Consider the following 15,667-nt stretch of genomic DNA (forward strand, 5'->3'; position numbering starts at 1 on the left):
ATTCCTTTCTGTTTTACAGTTTTAATATGATAACACCCGATATCATCATTGCGATGCCTATTAAGCCGGGAAGCGTTATTTTTCGTTTTATAACACCAAACCACCCGTTTGTATCAATAAGATACGTAAGACTGAGCTGTGCAATCAGCAGTGCTGATATGGTCAAGGTAACCCCAACCTGCTGAATAGCCGAAACTTCGCTGAAAATGATAATGGCCCCCATGGCGCCACCTGTTATATAGAGCGGCTTCACATTCTTCAGCTCTTTCCAGCTTCGATCGCGAACCAGCATGAGAATAAACAGAGCCAAGATAAATCCGGTTAGCTGTGTAATGGTCGCAGCCTGCCATGTCCCTAAATCGGCGCTGATCTTTGCATTGGCGATTCCTTGCAATGTAATACAAGCCCCTCCCAATGCTGCATATAATATACCTTTCACTTGCTGTGTTCCCCTTTCTGCGTTACGTGTAGCTTACTTTGTGGAATAAGACTGTTTCTATTAAATAACACGATAAAGCATTCGAAAAGGACATATGTCCTCTAAACAAAAAAAGACGGATAGCCGTATCGTATCTAGGATACCGTTATCCGTCTTCTTTGAACCCTATATATATTCACTCTTCTCTAAATGCTAAAGGACGTGTTCTTCGGCGTATTCTCCATTTGCTTCTTGCTCCCCCATACTGCAAGCACAGCAGTGAGTGCGAGTATGGTACAAACAACAAACATCACTTGATATGAGAATGCCTGTATAACGATCCCCATGAGCAGTCCGCCCAAAGAATATCCGAGATCATATGAGGACATAAACAACCCCATCAGTACGTATCTTGATTCGGCAGGGAGCACAAAGGACAGATATGTTGTCAGTGTTGGATAGAGCAGTGCAACCGCAATACCGTTAAATACTGCAGAGATGTACACAAAGCCTCCGACCCAATCCATCAGCACAAGCAGCAATGATCCTGCTGCGGCACATAGAAGCATCGAAGAGATCAGAGCCGTGTTCCAGCTTCCATCGGACGGAATTTTTTTGCGCAGCACAAATCTGCAGCCAACCACGACAATCCCTTGAATCATTAAATACAGACCTGCACTGCCTGATCCACTTGACACCATGTACAGCGGAAGAAAGGTGGCCGTCGCTCCAAAAATACAAGAGCCTAGAAGCATAACGATCGAGCTGATCAGAAGCGGCCTGCTCCTACCCATCATTGCAAACGATTTGAACATTTCCGTTAAGGTATATGATTTCTTGTGCTCTGTCTCCTGTGGAAGTGGTACGTTGAAGCCTACCAAGAGGGTGAGCGCTCCGATCGAGATCACAACCAGCGTATAGACCCAGCCCATACCGCTCTCCCATACCTCCATTGCCACAATAGGTACAAATAGAGAGGGAACCATCGTGAAGAGCGTGTACATGGACATGCCCTGAGCGCGGTCTTGATCTGCCAATCTTTCAACAATGCCGGTCTGCATCGTCATGGAAAAGAACGCCGTTCCTGCTCCTTGCAGCGCACGCAGCCAAATATAACCTTCCACTCCGCTGAGGGTATATAAAAAGAGACATAGAACGTGAACAAGCAGTAAGCCTCTCATCACGGTCAGGGGTCCATATTTCCCCATCAGCTGTCCAGCATAGGGACGCAGAAACATACATGTCAGCATATATGCCCCCATCATAAGACCGATTTCCGCTTGTCCGATGCCTTCGGCTTCACTTTGCAGCGGCAAAATAATAGTGAATAAGGAGTTAGCGGCAAAAAACAGTAGTGCTAACAAATATAAACGAATGAAGGATATAGAAAGAGGCTTAAGCTGACTCAATGCTGGTCTTCCTCCTTAATATATAAAAGGCCTACTATAACAGCGGCCTCATATAAGCTTCTTATTAATGAGGATATATCATCCTCTTTTAAAAAATTGAAATAAGTTCTTTAGTATAATCATGTCTTTCGTCTGAAAACAAATGATCAAGGCTGAATTGATCTACTATTTTTCCATCTCTCATCACCATAATACGCTGACTCATTTGTGCTACAGCCGCTAAATCGTGAGAGATGAACAGATATGAGAGATTCAAGGTCTGACGAAGCTCTGTCAATAAAGAAAGAACCGCACCTTGAGATATTACATCAAGACTTGCGGTAGGTTCATCTAATACAATCAACTCCGGTTCGATGCTTATGGCACGTGCAATGGTTACGCGCTGACGTTGTCCGCCGCTCAATTCGTGCGGATACTGATGGGCAAGCTTCTCGGGTAATTCGACCGCCTCCAGAAGCTGCTTAACATAGGCTTCCTTTGAAGTGTAGGAAAAATGCTGGAGTTGGAGCTTTTTATGGTATTGCTCATAGGGATCGATTAGTGAATCTTTTATTTTTAATTTTGGATTTAAGGCTGCCGACGGGTTTTGAAAAACGATCTGCATCTTCTGACGAAAGGGCTGCAGCTTGCGTTCATTCAGATTCTCAATAGCTTGATCCTTAAAATATATAGAACCTCCACTGATCGGTTCAATTCGAAGCAAACATCGGGCAAGTGTACTTTTACCGCATCCACTCTCCCCAACCAGGCCTAAACATTCCCCTTGATTCAGCTCCAAGGAAAGGTTGTCTACTGCTGTTTTTTGTCCCTTATATGATTTAGTTAAATGTTTAACAGTAAGCAGCTTCATATAGTGACCCCCTTCCGTATGTTTAAAACGCTGCGCTGAAGTGTTGGAGCTGCCTTAATGAGTTCCTTGGTATATTCATGCTGTGGATTAGAAAGAATTTGGTCCTTTTGACCTGCTTCAACGATTTGCCCTTCCTTCATCACAGCTAGATGATTCGCATAACGTCTTACATGACGCCAATCATGTGTGATAAATAAGATGGCAAAGCCACTTTCCTTTTGACGTCTTGCCAGTAATTCAAGTATCTTGTGGCCTGAGATGCTGTCAAGTGCGGTAGTTATCTCGTCTGCAATAATTAGATCAGGTGACAGTAGAAGTGCCGTCGCAATGGATACACGTTGAAGCTGTCCTCCACTTAATTGAAATGGGTATCTTTTTAATAGCGATTCCTCTAAACCAACGGAATGTAATGCCTCCACAGCTTGGTTTAGCCTAGTTGAAGCATCTGAGATATCATGAACCTTCTGGTACTCATCAAAGTGCTGACCGATGGTTCTAAACGGAGTAAAGGAGCCTTGATAATCTTGAAAAATATAAGATATTTTCTTACCCCGAAGAGATCTCATCTCTTTTGCTGTCAAAGACATGAGATCCTGTTCATTAAACCGAATATTCCCATGTACCTGCAAATTAGCTGGCAGCATTCGACCGATAGCTTGGGAGAGTAGCGTTTTTCCACTTCCACTTTGCCCCACTAATGCATACCATTCTCCCTCACGGATGGATAGTGATACATGATCGACAATTTTCTTTTCTTTGCTGCTTACTGATACTTGATCAATCGATAGCATATTATCGCACCTCTTTCTTAACATCAAAATAATCGCGCAGATAATCGCCGAGCATATTGGTCAGCAGTACAGCAAATACAATTGATAGTCCGGGAAACAGCATAAGCTCTGGCTTAGACTGGAAATAAGGACGTGAATCATTTAACATAGCACCCCATTCGGGAGTAGGAGGCTGAGCACCGAGTCCAATATAAGAAAAGGCAGAGATAAGTAAAATGATCTTTCCCAAGTCCAGACTGGCAAGAACCAGAACATGTCCCACAATGTGAGGGAACAGATGCTTAAGCATAATTTTCCCAGAAGACAGCCCATTCGTTTTTGCAATCAGAATATAATCTTTTTGAGACTCGGAGAGTACTGTACTTCTTACTAGACGCGCATAACTAACCCATTTCACCATCACGATCGCAAGAACAAGGTTGTTAATGCCTGCTCCAAGTAAGCCACTAAGCACAATGGCCACGATGGTATCAGGCAATGCTAGAAATCCATCAGCTACCCGCATAAAAATACGGTCGACTATTCCACGCTTATAGCCTGAAATAAGACCAAATGGGATTCCGATCAAAAGGGATACACTTAATGCAAGAAGACTGAAGCCTATCGTTTGCTGAGCACCCAGTAAAAGGCGTGTAAGAACATCCCTGCCCAGCTGATCCGTACCCAATGGATGCTGTAGACTCATTCCCTGTAGCCGCTGATCTAAGTTTGTTAAGTTAGGATCATGCCGTAAGAACAAGAATGCATACATGGTAAGAAGAAGGATAAGAAGTATGCTCAAGACTGCTGCTCCTCCTTGCCATATACGCTTTTTAGATCTTGGCAATTGTAGAGTCAAGCCTTTCATTAGTATGTCTCCCTTTCTTTAAGCTTCATTTCAGGATTTAGATAACGATAAGATATATCTACAAATGTATTAATGATAAACACAATAACCGCCATAATCAAAATGTACCCTTGAATTAAGGGATAATCACGCTGGCGTATTGCATCCACAACAAGCTTCCCAATTCCTGGATAAGCGAATAATACTTCAATGACAACGACACCGCCAATCAGACTTCCGAGACTGACTCCGAAAAATGTAATCACTGGCGGAAGGCTGTGACGAAATGCATGAACAAAAAATATTCTCTTCTCTGACATTCCACGACCTCTTGCTGCACGTATAAACTCCTGACTGAGGGACTCTAGCAAGCTGGAACGAAGCAGACGTACATACACACTTGAGATCGCTAAACCAAGCGTAAGAGACGGTAGGATTAGAGTGATCCAGCCGTCTCTTCCCATAGTCGGAAGCCATTGAAGATTCACACCAAACCATTCAATCAAGATCAGGCCTAACCAAAAACTAGGCACTGCCGCTCCCAGGATCGAGAGAGTTCGGCTTATATGGTCAATCCAGCTATTCCTGTACAGTGCAGATAGAGAACCCAGCGGAACAGCTATTATCAGCATGACGATCAAGGCTCCAGCAGCTAACTCTAATGTCGCAGGAACGCCGGTTAGAATGACATCCATTACAGGTTGACCCGTTATATATGAGTTTCCAAAATCAAGCTGTATAAAATTGAGCAGCCATTGTCCGTATTGAACAAGCAGCGGTTCATTGAATCCCATTTCCTCTCGGACAGTCTCAACCTGCTCCTGACTAACAGACAATTCATCCACATTAAGGATGGTCAGTACCGGATCGCCAGGTGCAAGCCGAATAAATAAAAAACTGATAAATGTAATGAACAATATAAAGAATAGAACCTCTGAAAATTTACGAACTAAGATTTGAAGCATTTAATTCACATCCAACTGATTTGTAATCATGTAGTATTCACTTCGAGTCGTCACCCAATTTTTCACTTTATCCTCGTTGTAGGCAACGATCGTCGAAGGATGCAGTACAAACGAATTAATCACATTTTCGTGGACGTAGTCGGCAGCCTGCTCTGCCAATGCTGCTCGCTCTTCTTGATTAACAGTTCGGTTAAGCTCGTCAATAATCGCTGTCAATTCAGGTTCCTCCGTACCGCTAAAGTTAAGTGCACCTGTTGGATGATAAGTTGCATTTAAGTAGTACCCAGCATCGCCGCGAGGGGCAGTAAGATTGCTGTATGTTGCAAGATCCCAATCACGGTTAGAGGCCATGTAGTCCTCTGGAACATCAATTTGTCGAATCTCAACCTCAATACCTATCTGTTTGGCATCCGATTGGAAAACTTGTGCAATCAGCGGCAAATCTGCTCTTGCACTATAAGTCAGTAAGGTAAACTGAAGCGGTTTACCGTCTTTTTGCATAACGCCATCAACTAGAGAATATCCAGCATTATTCAAATGCCGGGCCGCAATTTCGGCTCCTGATTCACTCGCTTCATAAGTTGGGGCAAATGGCAGCGATGGTAAAAATGGACCGACGGCCGGTTCTGCATGTCCTAACAGAATACTATCAACAAGCTTCTGGCGATTAATCAGGGCATCTACGGCACGTCGCACATGGATATCCTGCAGACTCTCCCGCTCCATATTCATTGTCATCTGATGAACACGAAAGGTCGCAGTAGACTCCACTTTTATTCCGCCTTGAGCCTGAAGTGACTCCAAGCTCTCGGTCTCTGGGCGATACACGACATCAACCTGACCGGATTTCAAAGCTAGTGTTCTGGCATTGGCATCCTCATTAAACGAGAACGTAACCGAATCCAGCTTAGAAGGACCATCCCAATAATCATCAAAACGTTCAAGCTCAAGCTTACTGCCAGGTGCGAAGGATGTTAATACAAACGGGCCGGTTCCTATGGGCTTGTTAATAAAATCTGTCTCTGTAACATCAATAATGGAGACATTAGGATTGACAAGTTCAGAGATAAATTCAGGAAACGGTTCCTTTGTCGTAATTTCTAACGTATATCCATTAGCTTCAATACGGTCTATTTTAAGTGCATTTTGTATAGCGACACTTTCATTCAGTGCACGTTCAAGGGAAGCCTTCACTGCTGCCGCATCCATTGTATTTCCATTATGAAACTTTATGTTCTCCTTTAGCTTAATTGTCCAATGCTGTCCGTCCTCGCCCTCCCAGCTTTCAGCCAGCCAGGGAGCAACCGTCAGATTATCTTCATCTAGACGTACTAAAGTTTCTGTGATCCCCGCTCTTAAAGGAACGTAGCTCGAATCCACATGAGGGTCTAACGAGTTCGTTGAAAAATTATATAGAAAATGGAGATGTTTCTCTCCATTGCTGCTTTCTGAGGGAGAAGAACAAGCAGTAATTAAGAAAATACTCATTAACAACATACTTACCTTAAGAAGGTAAGTTCTTAAATTAGTTTTGTGTTTTTTTAAAATCGGATGATACAATTTGGATTCCATAGTGAGTAGTTCTCCTTTGAGCACCAGTATTTTAATTGAGAGCAACAGCACGCTTATTGTCTATCATTCTATTAATCAGACCATGCGTTATGTATTTTTAAAAGAAACTGACAAGAAATAATAACTCACCAGTGTCTGTAATGCTTTATAAGCTATCATTCCGTAAGTTTTACGAATAACAAAAATTAATTTATCGTAATCCTTACGATTTGTCAATTACTATTTTCTTAATTTGCTATTAACTTATCTACCTCTTCTTTCCCACACAAAAAAAGCCAGAGAACTATGCTCTGGCTTAGAATCGATCATATGATTATGCTTTTGGTGCAATCATTTTGGCTGGAACCACATACTCCTCGAATTGCTCTTCTGTGAGCAGTCCTGTTTCCAGAGCTGCTTCCTTTAAGGAGAGGCCTTTCTTATGCGCCAGCTTGGCAATGCTTGCCGCGTTCTCATATCCAATATGTGGATTAAGCGCGGTCACCAGCATCAGTGAGTTATTCAGATTGTGTTCAATCTGCGAACGGTTCGGTTCAATCCCGATTGCACACTTGTCGTTGAATGCAATAATGGAGTCCGCTAGCAATTGGACAGACTGCAAGAAGTTATAGATAATGACCGGCTTAAATACGTTCAGTTCAAAATTTCCTTGGCTTGCAGCAAAACCGATTGCCGCATCATTCCCCATGACTTGAGTTACAACCATAGTCAGCGCTTCGCTCTGTGTCGGGTTTACTTTACCTGGCATGATGGAGCTGCCCGGCTCATTCTCAGGGATGGTGATCTCACCAAGTCCACTGCGCGGACCACTCGCAAGCCAGCGTACATCATTAGCAATCTTCATTAGATCGGCTGCTAGTGCCTTGACTGCCCCATGAGTGTAAACGACTTCGTCATGACTTGTCAGCGCATGGAATTTGTTTGGAGCCGATACGAAATCTTTACCCGTTATACTGCTAATTTCGGCAGCAGTCATTTCACCGAATTTAGGATGCGCATTGATTCCCGTTCCAACAGCCGTTCCGCCGATAGCGAGCTCTTTCATGGATTCTACACTCGTCTTGATCATTCGCTCACTCTTGGCCAGCATCGCTTCCCAGCCGCTTATTTCTTGTCCTAATGTAATTGGAGTTGCATCCTGCAAGTGAGTACGGCCAATCTTGATAATATCCTGGAACTCCTCTGATTTCTTGCGGAATGTTTCTTTCAGCACGGAGATCGCAGGAAGGAGCTGATCCTCAACTGCCAGTACACCCGCGACATGCAGCGCTGTTGGGAACGTATCGTTAGAGCTCTGAGACATATTTACATGATCATTCGGATGAAGTCGCTCTTCCTTGCCTTGCTCAGCAAGCCATTTATTCCCGAGATTGGCAATAACCTCATTCGTGTTCATGTTGGATTGTGTACCGCTTCCGGTCTGCCATACAACCAGTGGGAAATGATCATCAATACGTCCTGCAAGAATTTCGTCAGCTGCATAGCGGATGGCAGCTGCTTTGTCCTCGGACAATTTTCCGAGCTTCAAGTTGCTCTCGGCTGCGCTTTTTTTCAGTATCGCAAAAGCTCGAATCACTTCAATTGGCATTTTCTCTTGCCCGATCGGGAAGTTCTCCTTGCTGCGCTGCGTTTGTGCACCCCATAAGCGGTCAGCAGGCACCTTCATTTCACCCAATGTGTCTTTCTCGATGCGATATTCCACTTGCAACTCCTCCTTAGGTATATGAGATAGGATGTTTTATCATCTTGGCATATAGATTCGGCGTTACTTTGGATTCACGATATACAGACGGCTTGTCTCCTCAAAGATGTCTCCAGGTTCAAGGGCAACAAGACCAATCTCCTCGGAGGATCGTCCTGATACATTCGGCGCATTGACCAAATTCATCTGAGGTTCCGGACAGAAGAACTGCTCACATGCATTGTTGTTCCAGATCATCCAGTGCTTATAAGATGTGCCTACATCATACACAAGCTTGGTTCCGGATTTCGTATTCGTCAGCTCCATGTAATTGCGACCGTTCTGCGGCTCTGCAGTGTAATGGTTGTCCATCGAAGCAAAATAAGGGCTCACTCCTTCCGTCTTCAGCAGCACTTCATCATTTGTCAGAGGCTGTGTATTGCCCGTTGGAAGATTGCGTTCATTCAGCTCTACCCGTTGTCCAATCGTCGCTTTGGCTACATAATCCGCAGCCGTGCTATTCGGTTCAAACGGTGCATTAATGGCGGTATGGAAGGCAAGAAGATTCGGCATGGATGTCTGACCTTCATTTTGTATCGTGATCTGCTGCTGCAGACCTGCTGCACTCAATGTATAGCGTAAACGAATCGTATATTCAAACGGGAGGTATTGATAATACTCATGACCTTCTCGAACCACTTGTTCAACTGTGACATAGCTCTCCTGATCATTTGCACCATAACTGACCACATTCCAAGGGATGTAGTGTAAAAATCCATGCAGATGGTTGCCCGTTGCTTCTTCATTTACAGGAAGCTGATAAACCTCGCCGTTCCATGGAAATTTACCATCTTCATATCGATTCGGCGGGAACAGTACAGGGATACCATAAATACCTGGGTTCGCCTTCAATTCTTCAACGTTGTCTTCCCCAGGCTCTCTGAGATACTGGTGATTACGCTCTACATCTCGAAAAGAGACAAGATTGCCCCCGATCTCTGGAATGAGCGCAGCTTCATAAGCACCGTGCTTCAGCTTGATCGCGGCAAGACCGCCGTACACACCTTCTGTTGCAGAATAAATTTGTTCTAATGCCATTCTCTCATCATTCCTCCTATTATGTAGCGCTTTCATATCTAGTATTGAACTAGTACCGTGAATCCATTTTTTTATATGAAAATGACTTACCTACTGAACGAATATACCATGTTATTCAAAAAAATTCTATCCAGCACAGGTAAGGAGCGCCTTTAGACACACGAAAAAAAGATTGCAGCTCTACATCAGTCGAGACTGCAATCTTCCTTAGATATATCTTCCAATGATTTAAATTGATCAGTTACTCAGCAATATCTGTTACACATATTTCCCATGCCTAGGGACAGCCTGAATCTCAAAATTACGAGCCAGTCTTTCGAACTGCTCAGTCATTTGGGAGCCTCTCATTACATGCCCATGACCCGTAATCAGCAGTTCCGGCTGTAATTGGTTTAAGCTCTCAACAGAACGTTTAGCCAGCTTCCAGTCTGTTGTGAAGTATGCAGGAGGTCCGTTCAGCTCTTTATCCTGAAATAATACATGCCATAGAGATTCTTGCTGCACGGTAATCACCGCATCCCCTGCTATCAGCGCGTGATCTGCGTCTCGAAACAACGAAACATGCCCCGGTGAATGTCCCGGTGTATGAACCCAGCGCCAATCCGGGGCTCCAGGTATAGAATGATCTGCAGGCAGCTCAGCTACCCGATCGTCCAAATGAATCGCTTCATTCGGATATGCAAAAGACAGCTTGGCAAGAAGCCCTCCGCTCGCTGACGGGTCCGCAGGAGGATAATCGCTTACTCCAGTCAGATAGGGCAGCTCCATTGGATGGGCATACACAGGCGATCCCCAATGCTGTACCAGTTCTATAACATTGCCTACATGGTCAAAATGTCCATGCGTCAAAATGATTGCCGCCGGTGGTCCTTTAAACCTTTCTTCAGCAATATGGATAATATCGCTCGCAAAGCCTGCAAGTCCTGTATCGATCAGTACCCAATGTCTAGTACCAGGCATGCCTACAAACAAGACATTGACAAATAACGTGCGCAAACTCAATATATCGGGTGCAGCCTCTTCCAGTGCCGTCTTGCCCTCAGTAATCAGATTGTCAGACTCCATATGACGGATACCTCCCATAAATATATTGGAATGCGCTCCTTTATGTAACCAGATTATAGAGTACCCCGAGCCTTAGTCCGGTATGCATGGTCAAACAGCAGAGAACTCACCTTATTAAATATAGTCAGCATGTCATAGGAATAGACCAAGTATTAACGGTCCAAGACTTAAACTTACAAACCGTCTCTATCGTTCCTTTACTCCGGAATGGTATCAATTGCCGCATCCAGCAAATCGTCGAACAGATCATCGTCTTCTTCAATTCTGGCATCCAGCTTCAGAAATTCCTCTTCTTCTCCAGGCTCTCCGGCAAAATGAAGACTGTAATCCCAGTCCTTTCCTTTCTTGCTGTAGAATGAAATCTCATATTCCACCGGACTCTCATCCATCGTAAATACCGTACTGCCCAGCCATTCGTTATCCTCATTCTTACCCATAGAGGCTCTGATTACTTTGTAACTCACTTTTCTTCTCTCCTTATTAGACAGCTATTTTTTAATGCAGCTGGTTTAATGAATTTTTTAATGGTTTTATTCATGAATACCACGTATATTGTACAATAATAAAATAGATATGCGAAAGCAACCCGTTTACGTTAAACTAGGGAAGCTTGTTCTTTTCTACCATAGGTAAATTATTATTGCGCTGTGAATTCACAGCGAGTATTGGAGGATTAATGAAATGAATGATTTCGAACAAAAATTAAAAGCATATGCTGAGCTTACTGTAAAAGTTGGCGTCAACATCCAGCCTGGCCAAACCTTGATCGTTCATGCTCCAGTCGAATCCAAGGAATTCGTTCGTTTGATCGTTAAGGAAGCCTATGATTCGGGAGCTGCTCTCGTCAAGGTTCAGTGGAATGATGAGCAGATTACCCGCATGCAGTATGAACTTGCAGCTGATGAAGTATTCTCCAAAGAGCCGAAATGGACTGCAGGAGAAATGACCGAGCTCGTTGAGCAAGGTGCAGCCGTGTTACATATCTTGTCTGAGAATCCGGACTTATTGAAGGGCGTCAAGCAGGAACGAATCGTCGCTTCTCAAAAGGCACGCGGCAAAGCGATGGCGAAGTACCGTGCTTATCAGCAGGCTGATAAATTCAGCTGGTGCCTCATCGCTGTTCCATCACCCGAATGGGCAGCTAAAGTGTTCCCTGATGCACCACAAGAAGAACAAGTATCGTTATTATGGGACGCTATTTTCCATACCGTTCGAATCGGAGAAGCAGATCCGGTAGCTGCTTGGCAGACACATCTCTCCACACTGGAGAGCAAGTCTAAGACATTGAACGAGAAGAAATATAAGAAGCTGCACTACAAGGCACCGGGTACGGATCTTACAATTGAGCTTCCGGAAGGACATCTCTGGGCTCAAGGCGATAGTATCAATGAGAAGGGCTTTACGTTTGTAGCTAATATGCCAACAGAAGAAGTATTTACAGCACCCCTTAAGACAGGTGTGAATGGAACGGTGTCCAGTACGAAGCCGCTCAGCTATGGAGGCAATCTGATTGATAAGTTCTCGCTCACATTCGAGAATGGACGAATCGTAAACGTAACCGCAGAAGAAGGGCTGGAAGCACTGCAAAACCTGGTTGAAATTGATGAAGGCTCTCACTACCTTGGTGAAGTCGCACTTGTGCCCCATCAATCTCCGATCTCGGACACGAACATTCTGTTCTATAACACCTTGTTTGATGAGAATGCGAGTAATCACCTTGCCATCGGAAGCGCGTATGCCTTCTGTCTCGAAGGCGGCAAAGAAATGGATCAGGAGCAAATTGCAGCAGCTGGACTGAATACGAGCCTAACTCATGTCGATTTCATGATTGGATCGGGTGAAATGGACATCTATGGCGTTACAGCGGATGGAACGGAAGAACCGATCTTCCTAAAAGGAAATTGGGCGTTTTAATTTAAAATAACAAACATCAAAGAGCTCAGGTCCTTAGAAGACCTGGGCTCTTTACTTGTGCTCATGAACGAGGTTTGCCGTTTATGTCCTTTTATCCACGTAGGTTTGTGGTAGGCTACGGCTTGAGAATGACCTTCATGCAGTTTTCTTCCTTATTATTGAACACCTCGTAAGCCCTCTCCGCATCTTCCAATCTCATCTGATGTGTTATGATATCGGTCGGGTCGATTTTACCTGACTTAATCTGTGCGTACAGCTCTGGAATCAAGTGAATTACGGGAGCCTGTCCCATTTTCAGCTCTACGTTCCGTTCGAACAAGTGGCCGAGCGGGAACATATTGTAATTGGCCCCGTACACACCGATTAGTTGAATGGTACCAAACTTGCGCACAACCTCAGATGCAGTTCTGAACGCACCAAGCGAACCGCCTTGCAGCATCAGTGCTGTCTCCACCTTCTCTACAGCTGTTCTCTTGGCATCCATACCGACACAATCAATGACAACATCGGCCCCGCCGTGCGTAATTTCTTTCATATATCCTTCAAAGCCTTTGATTTCTTCAAAATTATAGGTCTCGACCTGATTCGTCGACTTGGCATGATCAAGTCGATAATTCAAATGATCGACAGCAATAACCCGTTTGGCACCTGCCTGCCAGGCAAACTTGTGAGTGAGGAGTCCTACAGGACCGCAGCCAAGCACGATCACCGTATCACCAGGCTTCACTCCCGCATTCTTGACACCCCAGTAGGCCGTCGGAAGAATATCCGATAAGAACAACAATTTGTCATCTTCCAATTCAGCATCTTCCGGAATAACAAAGGGCATAAAATTACCGTAGGGCACTCTGAGATATTCCGCTTGGCCTCCCTGATATCCTCCATAGGTATCTGAATACCCTAAATAACCGCCGCTGTCCTTCGTATCATTGGCATGGTCACATTGACTTTCCATTTCGTGTTTACAGAAGAAGCATTCTCCACAGGAGACGTTAAACGGGACGATGACACGGTCCCCTTTTTTGACATGGGTTACTCCTTTGGCAACTTCTTCTACGATTCCCATGGGCTCATGCCCGATCACATAATCTTCATGCATACCAGGAATCAGCCCATTGTAAATATGCAGATCGGATCCGCATATTGCACTTGAAGTGACTCGTATAATGATATCGTTATTATCCTGTAAGGCGGGATCTGCGACCTCTTTCACTTTTACCTTCTTTTTACCTTGATATGTTAATGCTTTCATCTAAATATCACTCCTTTCACGCATATTTTAACCATATGGCTTGATTAATTATCAGATTTATCACATTTATTACGGAATCAGCTAAATGACAATAGCAACTTATATTTCAAAATTATGGAGTAAACCTTCAAATTATAGTAAAATAGTGGAATGATTGCCCAAAAATAGAGAAGCTTCATGATAGAGAGGGGATATTTATGTCAGACCGGATCCAACTGCTGTTGGCTGCGGACTATAATGATCTAGGCGAATCCCTGCAGAGAGAGATCTACTATGAATACTATCAGATGATGTACGGGTTTATCGTATATATGTTGAAGGATCACTCCGCCGCTGAGGACATTATTCAGGAAGCATTCATCAAAATTATTAAAAATAAGCCCGAATTTGAAAATGAAGCCAAACTGAAAGCATGGCTGAAGGTTGTTACCAAAAACACGGCCATTAATTATTTGAGAAAAAATAAAAAATATCGTAACCAACTTGACGCGGACAGTGTTTTCTTAGATGTAGAGACCGCGCAGCAGACATCAGTCTCAATTGAATCCGTAGTGGAAACGAAGATGATGCAGGAATCCATAGAGCGCTATATGGATAAACTCAAGCCCGAGTACAGGTCTCTGATCGAATTACGATGGAAGGAAGGACTCAGCTATCGTGAGATGGCAGAACTTCTGGACACAAGAGAAGATGTCATTAAGCAGCGTCTCTTCCGCGCCAGAGAACGCATCAAAAAATTGTTGCATAGAGAGTGGGGTGCAGCACATGAGCAAAGAAAAGTCAAATGATTGGCTCGATGAGCCATTTGACGAAGTATACGAACGAGAGTTTGAGGAGGCCTTCGACCTCGCTTTCGAGAATGCTGCAGCTGCCTCCACATCAGTGAATAAGGAAGCTATGGCAGCATCCTGGAACAAGGTTAATCACGAAATTAAGAATATAAAAAAACGCAAGAAAAGAATCAAACGCTGGCAGCTTGCAGGTGTTATCGCCGCTTCGATTACGATAGGTGCAACCATATTCAGCTCTCCGATAGGAACTCAGGCAAATACGTTTGTTCAGAGACTTCAGCAGGTTGGCGATAATTTGGTTCTTGTATTCCAGGGACCCAGGCAGGATTTCTCGGGAGCGAAGACAGCTCCGCCTCCAGGTTTGCTTGAGGATCCAAGCCAAAATTTCAGCGGGGACCCAGAAGAGCTGTACAGCCAATTCGAGAATCAAGACAGTGTACAGCACAATTTATTTCTCGTGGAGGTACCCAAAGAAAAGGCGTTCAGCAATACCACATTTCATATAAACAATTTCGATCTCCCGCTGACTCCAACGCATATCAAGTATCAACTGCTTCTGGACCAGGAGAATCCGCTTTATCCGGAGAACCCCTTCTTATCAGATCAAATTTATATTGAATACTTTGATGGAGATGAAAGATTAGCTAAAGTTTCCATTAAAAAAATGTTCTCGGTGAACCCTGGTGCACCAGAGCAAGCTCCAGCATTTAGTGGAGTTCCTGAGGAAGTTACACTCGACGATGGCACAGTCGCTGTTTTCTACGAGGACTCCGATTATGATCAGCTGACTTACCGAAGCAATCTGGTAATGGTCATGCTTACGGGGTCCAAGTCTATTTCAAAGGAAGAGCTCCTTCAATTTGCTAATATCATTCAAGAGACAAATAAATTTCCAATGAAAGAATAGCTGAGAGAAAAAGAGGTGTCTTACATTTACGTAGGACACCTTTTTCATGTTCTGTTGGTCTATTTATCTTTTCGATTAATGGTTGTTATCTGAATTATTCGTATTAAATGTTGAATTTTCACATTCTC

Annotated in this window: 15 protein-coding genes; 3 read left to right on the forward strand and 12 right to left on the reverse strand. The window is 44.0% G+C overall.

Features of this window, described 5'->3' with window-relative positions; all coding sequences use genetic code 11:
• Window positions 1–13: 13 nt before the first annotated feature.
• From BK126_RS10905 to BK126_RS10955, 11 genes are all read right to left on the reverse strand, one after another.
• Window positions 14–439 (reverse strand): DMT family transporter, encoded by a 426-nt coding sequence (locus tag BK126_RS10905; RefSeq protein ID WP_076312704.1) that lies wholly within the window; start codon window positions 437–439, stop codon window positions 14–16.
• Between the two features lie 185 nt (window positions 440–624).
• Window positions 625–1,827: a staphylopine family metallophore export MFS transporter CntE gene (cntE, locus tag BK126_RS10910; protein ID WP_076312705.1), complete on the reverse strand. Its 1,203-nt coding sequence runs from the start codon at window positions 1,825–1,827 to the stop codon at window positions 625–627.
• 88 nt (window positions 1,828–1,915) lie between these two features.
• Window positions 1,916–2,677 carry an ABC transporter ATP-binding protein gene (locus BK126_RS10915; protein ID WP_076312706.1) on the reverse strand — a complete coding sequence of 254 codons (762 nt, stop codon included), beginning with the start codon at window positions 2,675–2,677 and terminating at the stop codon, window positions 1,916–1,918.
• A complete protein-coding gene (locus BK126_RS10920) occupies window positions 2,674–3,468 on the reverse strand; it encodes an ABC transporter ATP-binding protein (protein ID WP_076312707.1) in 795 nt (264 codons plus the stop codon). The genes BK126_RS10915 and BK126_RS10920 overlap by 4 nt, the downstream gene beginning before the upstream one ends.
• A 1-nt stretch (window position 3,469) precedes the next feature.
• Window positions 3,470–4,315, reverse strand: coding sequence for a nickel transporter permease (gene nikC, locus BK126_RS10925; protein WP_076312708.1), 846 nt, complete (start codon window positions 4,313–4,315; stop codon window positions 3,470–3,472).
• Window positions 4,315–5,259 carry a nickel ABC transporter permease gene (gene nikB, locus BK126_RS10930; protein ID WP_076312709.1) on the reverse strand — a complete coding sequence of 315 codons (945 nt, stop codon included), beginning with the start codon at window positions 5,257–5,259 and terminating at the stop codon, window positions 4,315–4,317. Before nikB ends, nikC begins: the two co-directional genes overlap by 1 nt.
• Window positions 5,260–6,747 (reverse strand): nickel ABC transporter substrate-binding protein, encoded by a 1,488-nt coding sequence (nikA, locus tag BK126_RS10935; protein WP_371264540.1) that lies wholly within the window; start codon window positions 6,745–6,747, stop codon window positions 5,260–5,262.
• A gap of 397 nt (window positions 6,748–7,144) precedes the next feature.
• Window positions 7,145–8,533 carry a class II fumarate hydratase gene (gene fumC / locus BK126_RS10940; RefSeq protein ID WP_047910561.1) on the reverse strand — a complete coding sequence of 463 codons (1,389 nt, stop codon included), beginning with the start codon at window positions 8,531–8,533 and terminating at the stop codon, window positions 7,145–7,147.
• Window positions 8,534–8,596: 63 nt separating this feature from the next.
• A complete protein-coding gene (locus BK126_RS10945) occupies window positions 8,597–9,610 on the reverse strand; it encodes an aldose 1-epimerase (protein ID WP_076312710.1) in 1,014 nt (337 codons plus the stop codon).
• 258 nt (window positions 9,611–9,868) lie between these two features.
• Window positions 9,869–10,675 carry an MBL fold metallo-hydrolase gene (locus BK126_RS10950; RefSeq protein ID WP_076312711.1) on the reverse strand — a complete coding sequence of 269 codons (807 nt, stop codon included), beginning with the start codon at window positions 10,673–10,675 and terminating at the stop codon, window positions 9,869–9,871.
• 197 nt (window positions 10,676–10,872) lie between these two features.
• Window positions 10,873–11,139, reverse strand: coding sequence for a hypothetical protein (locus tag BK126_RS10955; protein WP_256209669.1), 267 nt, complete (start codon window positions 11,137–11,139; stop codon window positions 10,873–10,875).
• A 217-nt stretch (window positions 11,140–11,356) separates the two neighbouring features.
• On the opposite strand from BK126_RS10955, the gene BK126_RS10960 reads away from it, so the two are divergent.
• On the forward strand, window positions 11,357–12,589 hold the full coding sequence (locus BK126_RS10960) for an aminopeptidase (RefSeq protein ID WP_076312712.1): 1,233 nt from the start codon (window positions 11,357–11,359) through the stop codon (window positions 12,587–12,589).
• 115 nt (window positions 12,590–12,704) lie between these two features.
• On the opposite strand, the gene BK126_RS10965 is transcribed toward BK126_RS10960, so the two are convergent.
• Entirely contained in the window at window positions 12,705–13,841 is a 1,137-nt protein-coding gene (locus tag BK126_RS10965) for a zinc-dependent alcohol dehydrogenase (protein WP_076312713.1), read from the reverse strand.
• Between the two features lie 197 nt (window positions 13,842–14,038).
• Here BK126_RS10965 and BK126_RS10970 point away from each other — a divergent pair, with 197 nt between their 5' ends.
• On the forward strand, window positions 14,039–14,629 hold the full coding sequence (locus BK126_RS10970; protein WP_076312714.1) for an RNA polymerase sigma factor: 591 nt from the start codon (window positions 14,039–14,041) through the stop codon (window positions 14,627–14,629).
• The gene (locus tag BK126_RS10975) at window positions 14,607–15,539 is read left to right on the forward strand and encodes a hypothetical protein (RefSeq protein ID WP_076312715.1); all 933 of its coding nucleotides are present in this window, start codon (window positions 14,607–14,609) and stop codon (window positions 15,537–15,539) included. The genes BK126_RS10970 and BK126_RS10975 overlap by 23 nt, the downstream gene beginning before the upstream one ends.
• The last annotated feature ends 128 nt before the right edge of the window (window positions 15,540–15,667 follow it).

It is taken from the genome of Paenibacillus sp. FSL H7-0326 (genome assembly GCF_001955535.1).
Classification (GTDB): domain Bacteria; phylum Bacillota; class Bacilli; order Paenibacillales; family Paenibacillaceae; genus Paenibacillus; species Paenibacillus shunpengii.